The sequence below is a fragment of the Caryophanon latum genome (assembly GCF_001700325.1).
Taxonomy (GTDB): Bacteria; Bacillota; Bacilli; order Bacillales_A; family Planococcaceae; genus Caryophanon; species Caryophanon latum.
In genome coordinates, this window is sequence record NZ_MATO01000077.1 from 1 (window position 1) to 16,355 (window position 16,355).

Genomic DNA, 16,355 nt, shown 5'->3' on the forward strand with positions numbered 1-16,355 from the left:
CCGCTGCACCGTTTTCGGGAACTACGTGTAGTTAGAGCATTTCGTGCGCTGAACCAGTTTCGGGAACTATGTGTAGTTAGAGCATTTCTCACGCTTATCCAGTTTCGGGAACTACGTGTAGTTAGAGCATTTCTCACGCTGAACCGTTTTCGGGAACTATGTGTAGTTAGAAGATTTCTACCGCTGCACCGTTTTCGGGAACTACGTGTAGTTAGAGAATTTCATGCGCTGATCCAGTTTCGGGAACTATGTGTAGTTAGAGCATTTCTACCGCTGAACCGTTTTCGGGAACTAGCTGTAGCTACACACGGAATAAACGAAAATACACAAAACTCAAAAATCCTTTTTATGGTAAAAAAACGTAAACTAGTACAGTTTTTTCGGGAACTATGTGTAGTAAAGTGGTTCATTTCACCATTTTTTTCGGGAACTATGTGTAGTAAAGCTGGTCAAGAGTGGTCCAAAAAAAATTTTTTCGGGAACTACCTGTACTTACAGTTTTTTCGGGAACTAGGTGTACTTAGAAACGTTGTTAAATCAACGTTTTAACTTTTTTGGTCCATTTCTGAGCGGTCGCTCGGCAGTTTTTTTCGGGAACTAGGTGTACTAAAAAATGGACCACCCCTCTTTTTTTTCGGAAACTATCTGTACTAGTGATGAAATTTCAAAACGCTGTATCCCTTCTCTCCCAAAGGATAAACTGTTTTTTTCTTCAAAAATCAAAGTGGTCCATTTTAGCCAAAGTGGTCCATTTCTTCGGGAACTGTTCATAACAACTTTTTTTTTCAAAATCGCGCAATCCCTTGTCGCTCTAAGAAAAAAAGTGCCTCAAAAAAATGGTCCATTTTCTCTTAGAGAGAGCCCTTTTGTCATTTTTCGTTTTTGTATAATAGAGAAATCAAATGTGAGGAGGTGTTTTTTCGATGAATTCATATACAAATTTGTTTCAACAATTACTGCATAACGGCATTGCTGAAAAACGAAATGCGATCCAACAAATGAACCAATTTCGCGGAGCAGTTTTCGCCGTACGTAAAAAAGACAACTTTACCGAGCAAGGTGTAAAAGGCTATGTTATTTCTACACTCGAAACATTAATTGAACATGCCGAAAAAATTACACACTTCACACCGAACGTATACCGTAAATTTGCATATACTGATTCATCGCGCACATTTATTACCGGCTTTGAGGAAAAAAACTTGCATCAAGTGAACACATTCGTCATCGATATTGATACGAAGGCACATAGCGTACAGCACATGCTACTTACTTGCATCGACGAGGGATTCGGTCCACCAACATGCATCGTTGAATCTGCGCGCGGTTATCAGCTTTATTTCATGCTCCAAGCGCCGTTTTTCATGTCAAAAAACAACAACTATCGCACGCTAAAAATTGCAAAGCGCATTTCCAACAACTTAAAACGTGCTCTTCACTGCATCGATGCAGATTTATATTGCAATGACTTCGGCTTTTTCCGTGTGCCTAACAAACACAACATTGTCTATTTACAGCTAGAGCAAACATACACAGTACACGAGCTCATCCAATGGTCAATGCGTCAAGAACACGCTAATGAGCCGTTTTACGCACGTCCCGTTAATGCAGGACACAAGCTAACACAGTCTGACTGGTTTACTGCGCTCATTCATGCAATTCATATAAAAGGCAAAAAAGGCGTTTTAGGGCGAAATAATACGCTATTTACGCTTGCTTTAGCATGCTTTGCGGACGGCTGGGAGTACGAGCGCACTTACAACTTCTTAGACGAACTCAACAGCGCCTACACATACCCTTTAAGCCATAAAGAAGTCGAAACGTTACTCGGCTCCGCTTATTCCGGTAAATACAACGGACCAGCAAAGCAATACGTCGAATTACTAATTGCTGAATACGTTCCAAATTTCACTGGAAAAATTTCCGTATGCCCAAATGTTTGGTACAAATTCAAAAAAGACCGTACAGAGCGCGTAAGAAGCCATTACGATGAAATCGAACAAGACCTCATAAAATTCATTCAAAACGCTCACACAAGCTCTGAGCCGTTTATTTGGCTAACTCAAAAAGAACTTTGCGCCAAAACTGGTATCTCACAAAGCTCTTTAAATGAATTACTTAAAAAAACGAACGCCATCGTTAAGGTCATCAAAGGAAAAGGACGCGGCGCCAAAACTGGCTGGACTACAGTCGCATTATTCATGAAATATATCGCACGCACAAACGCTATAAACAAAACAGCATATATGATCCAATTAATAGCCCTATTACAAACAGCACCAAACTTTGCAACTGCTCTCATTACTGAACGACTAAACGAAGTACAAAACCGTACTGCACAGCCATTACTTAACACGTCTTAAAAACACTCCACTATGCCTAAACATATTTATATATACTAGGCTGTGCGGCAATGCTTCGCTAGAGAGATATATATGTATACTAGTATATGCATATATGAAAATATATTATTATATTAGATTAGTTATGTATATGTACTTTATTAGGTCTGTTGATTAGCCACTTTTATACAGCTGCATTGGTTGTTTTCAGCAGCAGAACTTAAATGAATACAGCATGATAGTGGCATGGAGCGTGCGGCGAGACTCCTTGGGGAAGAGCTCGTGACTCAAGACCCCGCAATACGCGAATTGCCAATTGAATGGCTAATCAACACGTTTGGTACTTTATTTTGTTATATGAGATGACATTGGACTTTGTATTTTATTCAGATGTTCAGAATTATAGAGTTTTTAGACATGTCCTAATAGGTGCTAGAGAAAGTAATTTAAGCTGGTTATAGTAAATATAAATTTGGGGAAATAAAAGTATATGTATATATTTTTATTGGAGTGGTTCATTATTTTTTATTTGCGGGAACTAGGTGTACTTAGCGTGGCAATAATGGACCACTTTGGGGCAGTAAAGGTTAGAGTTTATCGCATATAAATATATATGTATATGTATATTTATGTATGTATATATATAAAAAAGCAGAAAATATAAGGATATTTGCTGCTTAAGTAAGTATTATTCGTAGTTTATAGCTGCTGTTGAAAATGTAGCCATCGTTGTAAGCATAGCGTGTGCTGCTTTTAAAATTGGGTAAGCAATAGCAGAACCAGTGCCTTCACCTAGGCAAAGTTGTAGTTCTACTAAAGGTTGTTTGCGTAAATGGTCAGCTGCAATTTTATGTCCGATTTCAACTGATTGATGAGATAAAATTGTATAGTCGTTTACATTTGGAGCAAGTAGTTCAGCTATGCAAGCAGCAACTGTGCAAATGAAACCATCAAGAAGAACTGGTATATTGCTTTGTGCGCCACCAATTATTGCACCTGCCATGGCAGCGATTTCTAGGCCACCAACTGCACATAGTAAATCAAAGCCGTTTTCGTTATTTGGTTTATGTAGGGCAAGTCCTTCTTTGCATACGTTAATTTTTCTTTTTAGCTGTGTGTTAGTAATGCCTGTACCACGTCCAACAACGGTTGCTGGATCGATATTAAGGATTGAAGCAAGAATGGCGCTACTTGGTGTTGTGTTGCTAATGCCGACTTCACCGATAATTAAGCAACGAGCGCCTTTTGTAATTGCGTCTTTTGCCGAGGTGATGCCGATTTCAACAGCTTGTTTTGCTTCTTCAAGTGTCATTGCGCGTTCTTTCGTAAAATTTGCTGTGCCATGTGGACGAACCTTTTTAGAAACGAGACGGGGATCATTAAGTAAAGCGTCTACGCCGACATCAATAACAGTAATTGGTGCGGCAATACATTTACTGAACACGCTAATTGCAGCACCACCGTTTAACATGTTGATGACCATTTGTGCTGTAACTTCTTTCGTAGCAGTTGATACATTTTCTTCTGTAATACCATGATCTGCAGCAAATACGAGTGTTGCCGGTGATAAGTCAGGCTTTAATGTTCCTGTAATACCAGCTAGTTGAATTGCAAGTTCCTCTAAGCGACCTAAACTTCCTTTAGGCTTTGTTAATGTATCAATATACAATGCTGCTTCATTCATTACGTTATGGTGTAGCGGTGTAATAATGTATGTCATTATGAAAACTCCTTACTGTTAGAATATTAAAATAATAACATACGATTTATGGTCATTGTTGGAAATTGTTTGTTTTAATAAAAAATTAGAAGGGAATAGTAAGCTCAGGTATGTGATATGTTAAGGAGTTAATCGTTGTTAGTTGCGTCGCTCTCATATGTGAATCGGTAGTGGAATTACTTTTTCGAAATATGATTTTAGTGGGGTACAAGTATTAGTTTCGGGAATTATTACGATATATTTTTTATTTTGGTCGTCTATTGGATTAATTGTCGGCATAGGACTGTTGTTTGGTGTTAACACAATTGAATACGTATATTTATCACATATAATTATGCTAGATGTTAGTTGTAGTATTTTTTTAATATTGCTTAGTATTGTTCAGTTTTTACTAGTATGTTCGGCTTGCGTCGTGTAGAACGTTACAGTAAATTTTTCATGAAAAATAATTTTCTATGTTTATGTATAGTGTTCACGGGAACAATTGAGTGAGAACTCGTGAATAGGAGGAAGCATATGAAGAACATGAGCATTAGGAAAAAAGTCTCTTTTATTGTCGTAGCACTATTATTTATTTATTCAATAGAAATGGTAATGTTTAACCAATATTCGACGAACAATTCAGTTGAGAAAGCAGTTGGTGAAACGGCAATTAATTTAGCCCAAATAGTTGAAAATAAGCTAGACAAAGAATTATACGAGCAACTGTATAATAATCCAGTTGAAAATGATTTATATTGGACGTTACGAGAAGAGTTAAATGAAATTCGTGAAGAAATTGGTGCTATGTATTTGTATACGTTACAAGTTAACGATGATGGCAAAGTGACGTTTTTAGTCGAAGGTGCTGAACGTAGTGAAGAAACGGCCGTGCCAATTAATGGGGATACGTATATTAACGATTTAGACATTGTCGATCAAATTGCACAGGAAGGATCAGCAGCGACAAATGTGCTTGATACAGAATTCGGTCAATTTTTATCAGGCTATGTGCCGTTTACAAATAGTGATGGTGAAACGATGGGCATCATTGGTGTAGATATTAATGCTGATTTCGTTGCAGCGGTTCAAAAAGAATCATCATCGTTTAACTTAATTATTTTATCGATTTTAGTTGTGCTAACATGTATAACACTTTTCTTTATTTTGTATTTCTTATTGCGCAAACTATTAAAGCCGTTAGATACAGCAAAGGAAGCAGCGGAACATTTTGCTAAAGGAAATTTACAGCAAGCTCGTGCAACATTAGAAATAATTGAAATGGATAAACAAGATGAAATTAGCTCGTTTGCAAAATCATTTTACACGTCGATCAATCAGCTTGGAGCCATTTTTGCAAAGGTGCAAACGATTGCTGAACAAGGCGCGAATACATCAAAAGATGCTACAACAACTTTAGAAAGTGTGAGAGCATCGAATGACACAGTATCAAATACAGTATCGCAATTATCCGATGCAGCTGATTATAACAGTGCATCGTCACAGAAGTCAGCGATTGTACTGGAGGAAATGATTACGGGCATTCAGCAAATGGCATCTTCTTCAAGTGGTCTAGCCGATGCTTCAAACGCTATGGCAACGCAAGTGACGATGAGTGTAGAAGAAGCGCAACACGTCGTTGAAAAAATTGAGAGTGTAGAAGATGCAGTTGTAACGACTGCTGAGCAAGTGATGGAAATGGGCAAAAAATTTGAACAAATTGAGCAAATGGTCAAAATTATTACGGACATTGCTGATCAGACGAACTTGCTAGCGTTAAATGCGGCGATTGAGGCGGCTCGTGCAGGTGAATCAGGAAAAGGGTTCGCAGTCGTAGCGGATGAAGTTCGCAAGCTTGCAGAGATGTCTGGTAAGTCCGCAGGCGACATTCGTAGCCAGCTTGCAATGTTTAATCATATGAACATGCGTGTACTAGAGGAAATGGACGTTACAAAGACGTCTGTGCGCGAAGGATCACATGCAGTACAGCAAATCGGTGCGAAGCTTCAAGAAGTGCTTGCAGTCGTGAGCAATGTGAATGAAAGTATTCAAAACGATTCAGCTGTAATCGAACAGCTCGCAGCAAGTTCAGATCAAGTGCTACACGCAACGCATTCAACGAGCGAGGCGATGGATGGCATGGTTGAGGCAACGAGTGTGACAAAAAAATTAACGAAAGAGCAAAATATTTCGCTCGAAGATTTGAGTAATGTGATGATAGAGCTTACAATGGTGTCTGAGCAGTTAGATGAGCAAATTCGAAGTTTTAAAATTTAACTAGGTTCTGTCTAAAAACGATTTTATAACCGCCTAGAACTTGTTCGTCACGATAAATTCGGATTGACGCAGACAGGTCGCTCGAAACAAGAGGCGGACTCCTGCGGGAAAAGATCGCGTCGAAAGATCCCGCAAACACGAGGAACGAGTGTTGAGGAGGCTTGAGGAAGGTGATAAACGCCACTACACGAGCCATCCCCTTCATGACAAACATCGTGTTTGCCTCCGCGCCCGCGGAAAGCCTGCCTCGATGTGGGGATAAAGAAACGCGATTTCGTTCCTCGCTATTATGTATACGGAATTCTGACGTTTTTACACACGTCCTAATCAGTTTGTAGCAGTATGTATTTATTTGCTGAAAATTCTCAATATTTTCGGGTGAAAAAATTTATTAAGTGAAACGATCAGTCAGTTTCGAATACGGAACATTGTGATTTGATAAGAAATATGAATTGTTAGTTCTTAAAATTGATGCGCGAAAGCCTTTGAAATCAACCTCCTATTGATATTTATTAGGAGTGAAATCGGTCGTGTCATACGCTTCGAAAACGTCTTCAATTTGTTTAAAAATATTTGAATATACTCATATTTTTGTATATCCATATATGTATATACTCAAGGGAGAAAGTTACCTATTTACAAAACATTGAAACGTGTTTATACTCAAACGAAACGATATATTGTGTTCGGATTTTTATGGTACTACTACATGTAGTTGAAAATGGACGATTTGCACGGTTGTTGCAACTGTATATGCTAATGGTGGACTGTATGCAATATGTACACTAAAGTAGGTAAATGGTGCAACAAACGATGAAATTTACCATAAAAATGTGTCGACATTTCTCTGAGGTATGAGGAGTGGAAACGTTGTATGTTTCCATTTCTGCTACCTCATGCTTTTTTTATTATTTTTAAGGAATGAGGGAATGAAATTGAAATTATATACAAAAACGGTTTGTCCAAAATGTTTATGGGTGAAATCAGAGCTAGTGGCAAAAGGAATTGATGTTGAAGTGGTAAACATTGATCACGAGGAAAATGCACGCACATTTTTACAGCAGCAAGGTGTGCTAGCAGTTCCAGTATTACAAACAGCAGATGAGCTACTTGTAACGACAGCTTCAATTTTAGGATTTGTAGAGCAGCAATGATTGCGTTTGCTAGTCGAACGGGTAATGTGCGCTACGTTGCGTCTCAGTTGAACGTACCGATCGTTGAAATTGCCCCGCAGCTACGTATAACGGAACCGTTTATTTTGTTTACGTATACGGACGCGCTTGGGGCAGTGCCAGCGAGTGTAGAGGCGTTTATGCGAGACAATAGTGCGCATTGTGTTGGAATTTTTGCAAGTGGCAATCAAAATTTCGGGCATGACTTTTTTGCTCGTGCTGGAGATGTGCTTGCTGCGACGTATCATGTGCCGCTACTGAAAAAAATTGATGTGCGTGGAACGAAGGCAGATTACGAACACATGAAGCAGTTGTATAATGATTTAATGAAAGTAGGCTATATTCAATGAAACCGTATGTAAAATTAAATAATGATGTATTACAGCGATATCGTGCGACTGGTGACATTGCACGACATGTAGATGAAGAGGCGCTACAACAATATTTACAGCATGAAATTGCGCCACGCTACCGTACATATACGACACCAGTAGAGCGCCTGAATGCCCTCGTAGAAGAAGGTTATTATGAGCGTGATTTTTTAATGCAGTACACGCCTGAATTTATCGCTTCTTTATATGAGCAAGCAAAAGGATACAACTTCCAGTTCGAAACGTTTATGAGCGCGTCGAAGTTTTTCGACAGCTACGCGATGAAAAGTCGCGACGATGCAGAAATTTTAGAAATGTACGAGGATCGTTACATCGTCCTAGCACTTTATTTAGCCCAAGGAGACGAGCAGCTCGCTAAGGCGGCAATTGATGCGTTATTTACGGCATATCAGCCAGCAACACCTACTACATTAAATAGTGGTAAGCAAGCACGTGGCGAACTTGTGAGCTGCTTTAAGCTATCGATGGATGACACGATGAATTCAATCGCTAAAAATATTGGTTATTGTCTAGAGCTATCTCGTTTAGGTGGCGGCGTTGGGGTGAACTTAACAGACTTACGACCACTTGGCGATCCGATTAAGCATATTGATAACCGTGCAAGTGGTGTTATGCCTGTTGCAAAGCTACTTGAAAATTCATTTAGCTACTCCAATCAGCTTGGCCAACGTAATGGCTCAGGCGTTGTATATTTAAACATCTTCCACCGCGATATTGAAAACTTCATTTCAAGCAAAAAGCCAAATGCTGATGAAAAAATTCGTCTTGCTACATTATCTACAGGTGTCGTTATTCCGAGTGTGTTTTTTGAATTAATGAAGCGCGACGAGGACATTGCATTATTTAGCCCGTACGATATTTACCGTGAATATGGTAAACGTATGAGTGAGCTGTCAATTACGGATATGTATGATGAGCTGTTAAATAACGATAACATTCGTAAATTAAAATACATTAATGCACGTAAACTTTATACAGATATTAAAAAGGCGCAGTTTGAATCGGGCTATCCGTTTGAAATTTTTGACGATAACGTAAACGATGCACATGCGTTAAAAGGTATCGGACGCGTGAAGATGAGTAATTTATGTACAGAAATTTTACAGTACATGGAAACGTCTGTTATTACAGATGAAACAGAAGAAAATGAATACGGTGTCGATGTATCGTGTAATTTAGGCTCGATTGATATCCATGCCGCGACGAAGCATGCCCATTTTGAGCAGCTTGTCGATACGTCAATGCGTTTATTAACAGCCGTAAGCACGATGACAACAATTAAAAACGTACCGTCGATCGTAAAAGGGAATCATGCAATGCATGCAGTTGGACTGGGCGCGATGAACTTACACGGTCATTTAGTTGCAAACGGCATTCGCTACGGCTCAGAAGATGCAATCGCCTTTACAGATGTATTTATGGAAGCGATGAACTATTACTCATTAAAATCGTCAATGCGCATCGCAAAAGAGCGCGGTGAAACGTTTGATCAGTTTGAAAAATCAACGTACGCAAGCGGAGAGTATTTCGAGCAGTATATTAATAAGGAAATGCCACAGTTAAATGATGCGGTGAAGCAAGCAATTGGCAGCATTCCAGTTATTACAGCGGACATGTGGCAGCAGCTAAAATCAGACGTACAGCAGCACGGTTTATTCCATGCGTATCGTCTAGCGGTTGCACCGACTGGCAGTATTTCATACATTCGCTCATGTACAGCATCAATTGCGCCAATTACGGAGCAAGTAGAAGTACGTGACTATGCAGATAGTCGCACAATTTACCCAATGCCATTTTTAACTGCGGAAAACGCGCATATGTATGAGGAGGCGTATACGATTGATGCGTATAAGTTAATCGATATGTATGCAGCAGCGCAAAAGCACGTGGACCAAGGGATTTCGATGACACTTTACGTAACAGACCAATGGACGACAGAGCAGCTTGCACGCGTTTATATTTATGCGTGGATGAAAGGCATTAAGTCTGTTTATTATGTACGTCAACGATTAATTGCAATAGAGGAGTGTGTAGCATGTCAAGTGTAGCATTTGAAGCGATTAACTGGAATCGCCCAACGAGTGAGCTTGCCCAAGTGTTTTGGGATCAACAATGGAAGCAAATTTGGTTTCCAGAAGAGGTCGCAGTAAGTAAAGACATTAAGCAGTGGCAAAGCTTCGAGCATCAAGATACGTACAAAAAGGTGTTCGGTGGTTTAACGCTGCTTGATACGCTACAAACGAACGTCGGCATGAATGAAATTTCTCGTCACGTAACCGATTTACAAGAAAAAGCAGTGTTAACAGTGTTCGGTTCATTCGAGGCAATTCATGCAAAGTCATATTCATATATTTTTACGACGCTTTGTAAAAATGATGAGATTGATGAAGTGTTTAAATGGGTGCAAGAAAATGAGTTTCTTCAATATAAAGCGAAAAAGATTACAGACATTTACGAAAGCATTGAAGCAGGTGATGATGCATCACTTTGGAAAGCGATGTTTGCGTCGGTAATGTTAGAAAGCTTCTTATTTTACTCAGGGTTCTTCTATCCGCTTTATTTAGGTGGGCAAGGTACGTTACGTAACAGTGCTGAAGTCATTTCGCTTATTTTACGCGATGAATCAATTCACGGTGTAGCGATCGGCTTCTTCGCACAACAATTATTTGCGAAGTTGCCACAGCAAAAGCAAGAGGAGCTAACAGTTTGGGGCTATGAGCTGCTGTTAGACTTATACCAAAATGAAATGAAGTATACAGAAGACGTTTACGCAGGTACGAACGTTGCGGACGATGTGAAAGTATACGTGCGCTACAATGCGAACAAAGCGCTTATGAACATTGGGCTTGAGCCGATGTTCCCTGAAGAGGAAGTAAATCCAATCGTAATGAACGGTATTGCGAATACAGGTTCAACGTACGATTTCTTCTCACAAAAGGGCGCGACATACGCTGTAGCGAAAGTTGCACCGATTACCGATGCGACGTTTGATTTTTCAGATAAAGGTTTAAAATAATAAGATGGTGTGGACGTCGCGTACGTGCCACACCATTTTTTTATGCTATACTTTTGAGAAAAAGGAATGGGTGTGGCGAAGTGGGTGTTATGACTGCTAGTGTAATGGCAGCGATTGTCGGCGTTATTGTTGGATTGATTGGGAATAAAAAGTATGTGCGCAGTACGGCAATTATTATTTGGGGTGTTGTGACGTTAGTGCTGTTTTCGTGGTCGTTTATGATGATCAGTGGCTACGTTGCGGCAAATATCGTTCAAGAAGGGCTCATTATTGCGTCGTTCTTAATGTTTGGTACGCCAATTATTGCGGTCATTGGCATTGTGCTTATTTTAAGTGGCATCGTACAAAAACGTACATAGTAAAAGGGGATGCGCGAATGGCGAGGCTGCTGAAAAACTAAAAAAACGCGAAAATTCGTTGTACTTAACTTTGAATTTCGCGTTTTTGTATGGAATAAAAGTTGATTTATACTAGAAAATGTAGGGTGAATCGACTTTTTCAGTGGCCTCCGAATGGCATATCCCTTTTTGTGTTTATTGCACAAATAGCCCTGTAATGCTGTCGTTTGCATCGTAGCTAATTGTGTAAATGCGATTTTCGTTGCGGTGGCTGCCGATCAGTACGACAAGGTGAATGCCGTCCTTTTCCTCGACCGATTGTTTGTCGATACCCTCAAATTCCCCTGACTGTTGTAAAATCGGCTCAATTTGTGCAAGCTGCTCGGCTGTGAGCTGTTCTTTCATCGTGTCGTTAAACTGTGCATAAATGTCGTCGTATGCCCCTTCGTTTAACTGCTGTACGACTTCATTTGCGCGCTCGATATATGGTGCTGCGACGTCATCTTCTACGTTGCTGCTACAAGCGGCGAGCAGTAATACGAGCAATAAGCTACTTAATAACATGTTCCATTTTTTCATTGTGATTCCTCCAAATGTAAATCGTGTAAATTGTAAGCGATGTGACGAGCAGCAATAATATGAGCTCTGCTGCAACGGCTGAGTAAAACGTTGCGACGTACGCGGTCGTAAAGTTAATGGCTGCATGAATACATAGTAGCGCAATGAGCAATACGAACGTATATAGTTGTTCGCCGTATTGCGCGTTTAGTTTGGCAAGTAGCTGGATCGTTGGGTAATTGACGATCGCTAGTAGCACGTTACACATAATGAGCATCATATACGTCGGCACGTATAGGCGACTTTCGGTTAAGTAGCGACCTGCGACGGCGAGCGAATGTCTCAGGATGAAAAGCATAATGACGATGAAAAGCAGCGTGCATAGTAATAACAAGCTCGGTGTCGATATGTAGTAACTAAACGGGCTTTCGATGTATGCATAATGAACGATTTGGAATAAGCCGTTTTTTACGACGGTCATGAGCACGATGCTCAGCAATGCGAAATACATAACGCGCACAATCGGTTGCTTTTCGATGAGCCCAAGCAGCACTAAAAAGGTGAAAATGGCGAGTAAGTTGAATTCGACGAAATGCGTTGTCGTCAGGACGGTCATGACGACAGTGCTAAATAGCGTACCGATCGTAAAAACGAAGCGCTTCGAAACGTTTGAATTGCCTAAAAATAGCTGAAAGGCGTAAACGTGGACGATGCCGATTAACATAGTTGACGCTAAATCATAAATGTTCATCCGCGAGTCTCCTTAAAGAAAGCTTTCATTTGTTTCATGAGTCGCCTAGAGACAGGTATGCATTTACCGCTTCGTAACATAATTTGCTGCTGCTTCGTATCAATGGCCGTCATTTTTTGCGGATTAACAGCGAATCGACGTTGCGAATGAGGCGTGCGACGTCGAGCCCTTTTCGTTCGTCCTGTTTAATTTCAATATCTAAAAAGTAAATTGGTATGTATGTACAACGGGCGATGTTTGCCAAAATGTCGTCGGGCTTGCTCGTCACCTCAATAAAGTTGTACGGAATTTGCTGTGCAGCACATAGCTCCTTAACAATTGTGCGCATGCGCTGTGCCTGCATGACATCATCTTCTAAAATGAAAATACTCAAGCTCCCCCCACCTTTTATTCATAGTATGTTTAATGTAAGTGAAACATCGTGCAATCACAACGGTTAACGTTATACTACGAAAATAATTGAGAAAAATTCTCAATTATTTGTAGTAAAATTCGTTTAGATTCTTTATACTTAATTGTAATTATATGGTTCATCACCGTAAGCTCGGGTTGACGCATAAAAGTTGTTTGAAACAAGAGCCGCGCCCGCGGAAAGCCTACGTCGACGTGAAAAGTAACCCCAAATTATGGTGAAGAGCCTTATTTTTATATTTATCGTTTATTTTTGTAAGATGATAAACGTTGCTTGAAAATAGGCGGACTTCTACGAGCATAACGAGGCATTTAAAACAATCGTAAAATGGAGCTCAAGGAAATTACACCGTTGCTTCCACGCCTGTATAAAGCAATTTTAAGTAATAGTGAAACGCTAAATAAAGCGATAAATGGGGGATATGTACAGATGAAGAAAACGTTAGCGATTATTGGCTGTAGCTTATATTTATTATGGCCGTTTGATCAAGTGAACGCAGAAGGAAATGATGAGCGTCATCACGCAGTACAAATGCTACCGCTCATTGAAAAGGAAACGACGAATGTATTTTCAGACGTACCGAAAACGTCGAGCAACTTTAAAAGCATTCATACGCTGCGAGATATAGGGGCTATTAATGGTTATGAAGATCGTACGTTTAAACCGCAAAATGTACTAACGCGTAAACATGTGGCGTTGTTAACGAGCCGACTTGCAGAAAAAAAATATGTAACGCTACGAGATGTACGTGAGCCAATCGAGATACAAGACGTCTTTCAACTTGCGTATTATAAGGAAGGTTGGTTCATTTGGGAAGTGAAAGAGGAAATTGAAGGGGCTGACGAGCTAGCAAAGTTATATACAAGCGGTGTGTTAGACGTCGATGCAAACAATAACATTTCACCGAACAAGCCGTTAACGCGTGGCGAGATGGCGAAAATTTTAGTTGAATCGTTTAACTTGCCGGTAGCGACGACGAAAAGTTCGTTTAAGGACGTAACGACACCTGAGCTGACGCGCTATGTAGAAACGCTCGTCGCATACGGTATTACGACAGGTTACGAAGATGGCACATTCCGACCAAATGTATCGTTAACGCGCGCGCATTATGCTGAATTTTTATACCGTACGATGAAAAGTACACGCCATTACAACGTGCGCGACAATGCGTACGGTGACCCGAATATGTTATCGAGCGTACAATCAAGATGGGCATTGCCGGTAAAAAGCTTTATGACAGTTGGGGAAAATGATACATATACAATAGTAGAGACAAAGAACAATGATGGAGTTGAAACGGTCAATGTGCAAACATACGATGCGCAGTATAATTTGCAAAACGTCAAAACGTTGCCACATGAGCTGCCGATATTCGGTACGTTGTATGAAGGGGAACAATATAACTACATCGCATATGGACAGTCAAACGAAGACAGACAAAATAAAGAAGTCATTCGCGTTGTGAAATATGATCGACATTTCAATCGCATCGATGCGGTGTCATTGCATGGTGATGTAATTAGTACAGCGATGCCATTTCGTGCTGCTAAGTCGAGCATGTCTGAACAAAATGGACAGCTCGTACTGCATGCTTCACGATTGCGCTATGACGGACACCAATCGCAGCTAACAATCGTTATCGATACAGACGACATGCATGTGACGAATGGGCTGTCAGAATTCCAAAAAAATCACGTGAGCCATTCGTTTGACCAATACGTATTGTTTGATGGGCAACAGCACGTGCTGCTAGATCATGGTGATGCGTATCCGCGCGCACTCGTTATTCATAAAGGTGACGGTCATACGTACGTTGAAAAGGAAATTATCGACATTCCAGGCAGTACAGGTGCGAATCAAACGGGTGTGTCGATTGGGTTAGGTGGCTTTACGCAAACGAACGATGCATACGTGTTACTGTACAATGAAATCGATCATAGTAAAGCAACATCTTATAGCTCATCGGATATTCAAGGGGTTAATATTCATATGCGCGACATTCAATTTGCATCGATTTCAAAAGATTTACAGCGCGTGACAACGAAAACGATTGCTTCTTATACGAAAAATGAAAGCGTACGTGCATCGCTGCCAATGTTCGTGCCGATCGAACAAAATAAATACGTCGTTATGTGGCAGGAATCTGAAAAGCTACAAAACTCGCGCTACAATTATTATGAGCCGAAGCGTATTAAATATGTAACGATTAACGCGCAAGGTGAAAAGTTAACGGACATTTATACGAAGGAAAATATGTATTTATCGTATATGCAGCCGCTATATCACGACGGCAAAATTCATTGGTACATTAATGACGACACATATAAATACTTTTACGCTGTAGATGTGCCGAAATGATAAAAGGGTAAAGGAAACGTGAAGTTTTCTCTACCCTTTTGCTATTTATCCAGCTAATCCAACTGATGCGTTTTCGTACTTCGAATCCGTTAACGCCTTTAACATAAAGTGCGCTACGCTTTCACGTGGAATCGAGTTTGAGCCTTTTGGAACGCCCTCGAACGCTTCCATGTAGTTCGGGTTAAATGGCGTATCTTTTAAGCCCATTGGACGCGCGATTGTGTACACGATATCTTTCGTTTTGTAGTAGTTCAGTGCGTTACGGTGATCGGCTAATGGGTTAGCAAGCATTGCCATCATCATTTTGCCCATGATGCCTGGAATTTCTTTTTCAACGCCAGCTGATGCGCAATATACTAAACGCTTCACGCCCGCTTTTTCCATGCCGTCTGCGATTGCGTGCCCCATTTGCTCTAGCTCGTGTGAACGTTTCATGCCTGTGCTTGAGCCGACACATGAAATGACTGCATCGTGCCCAACGATCGCATCTGCTACTGCCTTTGCATCAAATGCGTTTCCTTGAATGATGTTAACACCTTGCGTTTGTAATTTTTCAGGTGTGCGAGCGAATGCCGTTACGTCGTGACCTGCTTCTACTGCTAGGCGTACGAAATGTTGACCGACGCCACCTGTTGCACCAAATACGATTAATTTCATGTGAAAATTCCTCCAACGATTGTAATTCGTTCCATTATAGCATGAAGATGCACGATGGAGAAATGAAATGGTACGAAGTGTGCATTGACTTGTAATTCGTTGCTCTGTGCATTTGTCATCTGTTTACCGCTTAATGATGTTAAATGAAAAAATGCAGCAGGACGTATGCGATGAAGATTGAATTCATGAAAAAATAGGGCTCTTCCCCATAACTTGGGGTTGCTTTTCACGTCGAGGCAGGCTTTCCGCGGGCGCGGAGGCGAACACGATGTTTATCACCTTCCTCAAGCCTCCTCGTCGTTCGTGCCTCACGACAGCGGGGTCTTCAGGCACGCGCTTTTCCCGCTGGAGTCCGCCTCTCGTTTCAAGCAACTTTAATACTA

At 40.6% G+C, this 16,355-nt stretch carries 13 protein-coding genes and 1 pseudogene; 8 read left to right on the plus strand and 6 right to left on the minus strand.

Features of this window, described 5'->3' with window-relative positions:
- Positions 1 to 923: 923 nt before the first annotated feature.
- Positions 924 to 2,363, plus strand: coding sequence for a primase C-terminal domain-containing protein (locus A6K76_RS15145; RefSeq protein WP_066466443.1), 1,440 nt, complete (start codon positions 924 to 926; stop codon positions 2,361 to 2,363).
- A gap of 667 nt (positions 2,364 to 3,030) precedes the next feature.
- On the opposite strand, the gene cobT is transcribed toward A6K76_RS15145, so the two are convergent.
- Positions 3,031 to 4,062, minus strand: coding sequence for a nicotinate-nucleotide--dimethylbenzimidazole phosphoribosyltransferase (gene cobT / locus A6K76_RS15150; protein WP_066466444.1), 1,032 nt, complete (start codon positions 4,060 to 4,062; stop codon positions 3,031 to 3,033).
- A 516-nt stretch (positions 4,063 to 4,578) separates the two neighbouring features.
- Between cobT and A6K76_RS15155 the strand changes: the two genes are divergently transcribed.
- The 6 genes from A6K76_RS15155 (at position 4,579) to A6K76_RS15185 (ending at position 11,257) form a co-directional block, all read left to right on the plus strand.
- Positions 4,579 to 6,318 carry a methyl-accepting chemotaxis protein gene (locus tag A6K76_RS15155; RefSeq protein ID WP_066466445.1) on the plus strand — a complete coding sequence of 580 codons (1,740 nt, stop codon included), beginning with the start codon at positions 4,579 to 4,581 and terminating at the stop codon, positions 6,316 to 6,318.
- 935 nt (positions 6,319 to 7,253) lie between these two features.
- Positions 7,254 to 7,472, plus strand: a complete 219-nt coding sequence (locus A6K76_RS15165) for a glutaredoxin family protein (protein WP_083995488.1) — start codon at positions 7,254 to 7,256, stop codon at positions 7,470 to 7,472.
- Positions 7,469 to 7,840, plus strand: coding sequence for a class Ib ribonucleoside-diphosphate reductase assembly flavoprotein NrdI (gene nrdI / locus A6K76_RS15170; RefSeq protein ID WP_066466448.1), 372 nt, complete (start codon positions 7,469 to 7,471; stop codon positions 7,838 to 7,840). The genes A6K76_RS15165 and nrdI overlap by 4 nt, the downstream gene beginning before the upstream one ends.
- Entirely contained in the window at positions 7,837 to 9,930 is a 2,094-nt protein-coding gene (nrdE, locus tag A6K76_RS15175) for a class 1b ribonucleoside-diphosphate reductase subunit alpha (RefSeq protein ID WP_066466449.1), read from the plus strand. Before nrdI ends, nrdE begins: the two co-directional genes overlap by 4 nt.
- Positions 9,918 to 10,898: a class 1b ribonucleoside-diphosphate reductase subunit beta gene (gene nrdF, locus A6K76_RS15180; protein ID WP_066466450.1), complete on the plus strand. Its 981-nt coding sequence runs from the start codon at positions 9,918 to 9,920 to the stop codon at positions 10,896 to 10,898. The genes nrdE and nrdF overlap by 13 nt, the downstream gene beginning before the upstream one ends.
- An 89-nt stretch (positions 10,899 to 10,987) precedes the next feature.
- Complete coding sequence (locus A6K76_RS15185; protein ID WP_066466451.1) at positions 10,988 to 11,257, plus strand: hypothetical protein; 270 nt, start codon at positions 10,988 to 10,990, stop codon at positions 11,255 to 11,257.
- Positions 11,258 to 11,431: 174 nt separating this feature from the next.
- Here the strand turns inward: A6K76_RS15185 and A6K76_RS15190 are convergent, their stop codons facing one another.
- From A6K76_RS15190 to A6K76_RS15200, 4 genes and pseudogenes are all read right to left on the minus strand, one after another.
- Positions 11,432 to 11,815 (minus strand): DUF3887 domain-containing protein, encoded by a 384-nt coding sequence (locus A6K76_RS15190; RefSeq protein WP_066466452.1) that lies wholly within the window; start codon positions 11,813 to 11,815, stop codon positions 11,432 to 11,434.
- Complete coding sequence (locus A6K76_RS16855) at positions 11,787 to 12,545, minus strand: hypothetical protein (RefSeq protein ID WP_066466453.1); 759 nt, start codon at positions 12,543 to 12,545, stop codon at positions 11,787 to 11,789. Before A6K76_RS16855 ends, A6K76_RS15190 begins: the two co-directional genes overlap by 29 nt.
- A complete protein-coding gene (locus A6K76_RS17310; RefSeq protein ID WP_083995487.1) occupies positions 12,542 to 12,658 on the minus strand; it encodes a hypothetical protein in 117 nt (38 codons plus the stop codon). The genes A6K76_RS16855 and A6K76_RS17310 overlap by 4 nt, the downstream gene beginning before the upstream one ends.
- 17 nt (positions 12,659 to 12,675) lie before the next feature.
- Positions 12,676 to 12,918, minus strand: a pseudogene (locus tag A6K76_RS15200) (response regulator); the annotation flags it as partial.
- Between the two features lie 468 nt (positions 12,919 to 13,386).
- Here A6K76_RS15200 and A6K76_RS15205 point away from each other — a divergent pair.
- Entirely contained in the window at positions 13,387 to 15,315 is a 1,929-nt protein-coding gene (locus A6K76_RS15205; protein ID WP_169818038.1) for an S-layer homology domain-containing protein, read from the plus strand.
- Between the two features lie 45 nt (positions 15,316 to 15,360).
- Here A6K76_RS15205 and A6K76_RS15210 read toward each other — a convergent pair whose 3' ends face one another.
- Positions 15,361 to 15,972, minus strand: a complete 612-nt coding sequence (locus A6K76_RS15210) for an NAD(P)-dependent oxidoreductase (protein ID WP_066466456.1) — start codon at positions 15,970 to 15,972, stop codon at positions 15,361 to 15,363.
- Positions 15,973 to 16,355 lie beyond the last annotated feature (383 nt).

Coding starts and splice junctions, on each gene's coding strand:
- A6K76_RS15185 (WP_066466451.1), top strand. CDS start 10,988: ATGACTGCTAGTGTAATGGCAGCGATTGTCGGCGTTATTGTTGGATTG.
- nrdF (WP_066466450.1), top strand. CDS start 9,918: ATGTCAAGTGTAGCATTTGAAGCGATTAACTGGAATCGCCCAACGAGT.
- A6K76_RS16855 (WP_066466453.1), bottom strand. CDS start 12,545: ATGAACATTTATGATTTAGCGTCAACTATGTTAATCGGCATCGTCCAC.
- A6K76_RS15205 (WP_169818038.1), top strand. CDS start 13,387: ATGAAGAAAACGTTAGCGATTATTGGCTGTAGCTTATATTTATTATGG.
- cobT (WP_066466444.1), bottom strand. CDS start 4,062: ATGACATACATTATTACACCGCTACACCATAACGTAATGAATGAAGCA.
- nrdI (WP_066466448.1), top strand. CDS start 7,469: ATGATTGCGTTTGCTAGTCGAACGGGTAATGTGCGCTACGTTGCGTCT.
- A6K76_RS17310 (WP_083995487.1), bottom strand. CDS start 12,658: ATGACGGCCATTGATACGAAGCAGCAGCAAATTATGTTACGAAGCGGT.
- A6K76_RS15190 (WP_066466452.1), bottom strand. CDS start 11,815: ATGAAAAAATGGAACATGTTATTAAGTAGCTTATTGCTCGTATTACTG.
- A6K76_RS15145 (WP_066466443.1), top strand. CDS start 924: ATGAATTCATATACAAATTTGTTTCAACAATTACTGCATAACGGCATT.
- A6K76_RS15210 (WP_066466456.1), bottom strand. CDS start 15,972: ATGAAATTAATCGTATTTGGTGCAACAGGTGGCGTCGGTCAACATTTC.
- nrdE (WP_066466449.1), top strand. CDS start 7,837: ATGAAACCGTATGTAAAATTAAATAATGATGTATTACAGCGATATCGT.
- A6K76_RS15155 (WP_066466445.1), top strand. CDS start 4,579: ATGAAGAACATGAGCATTAGGAAAAAAGTCTCTTTTATTGTCGTAGCA.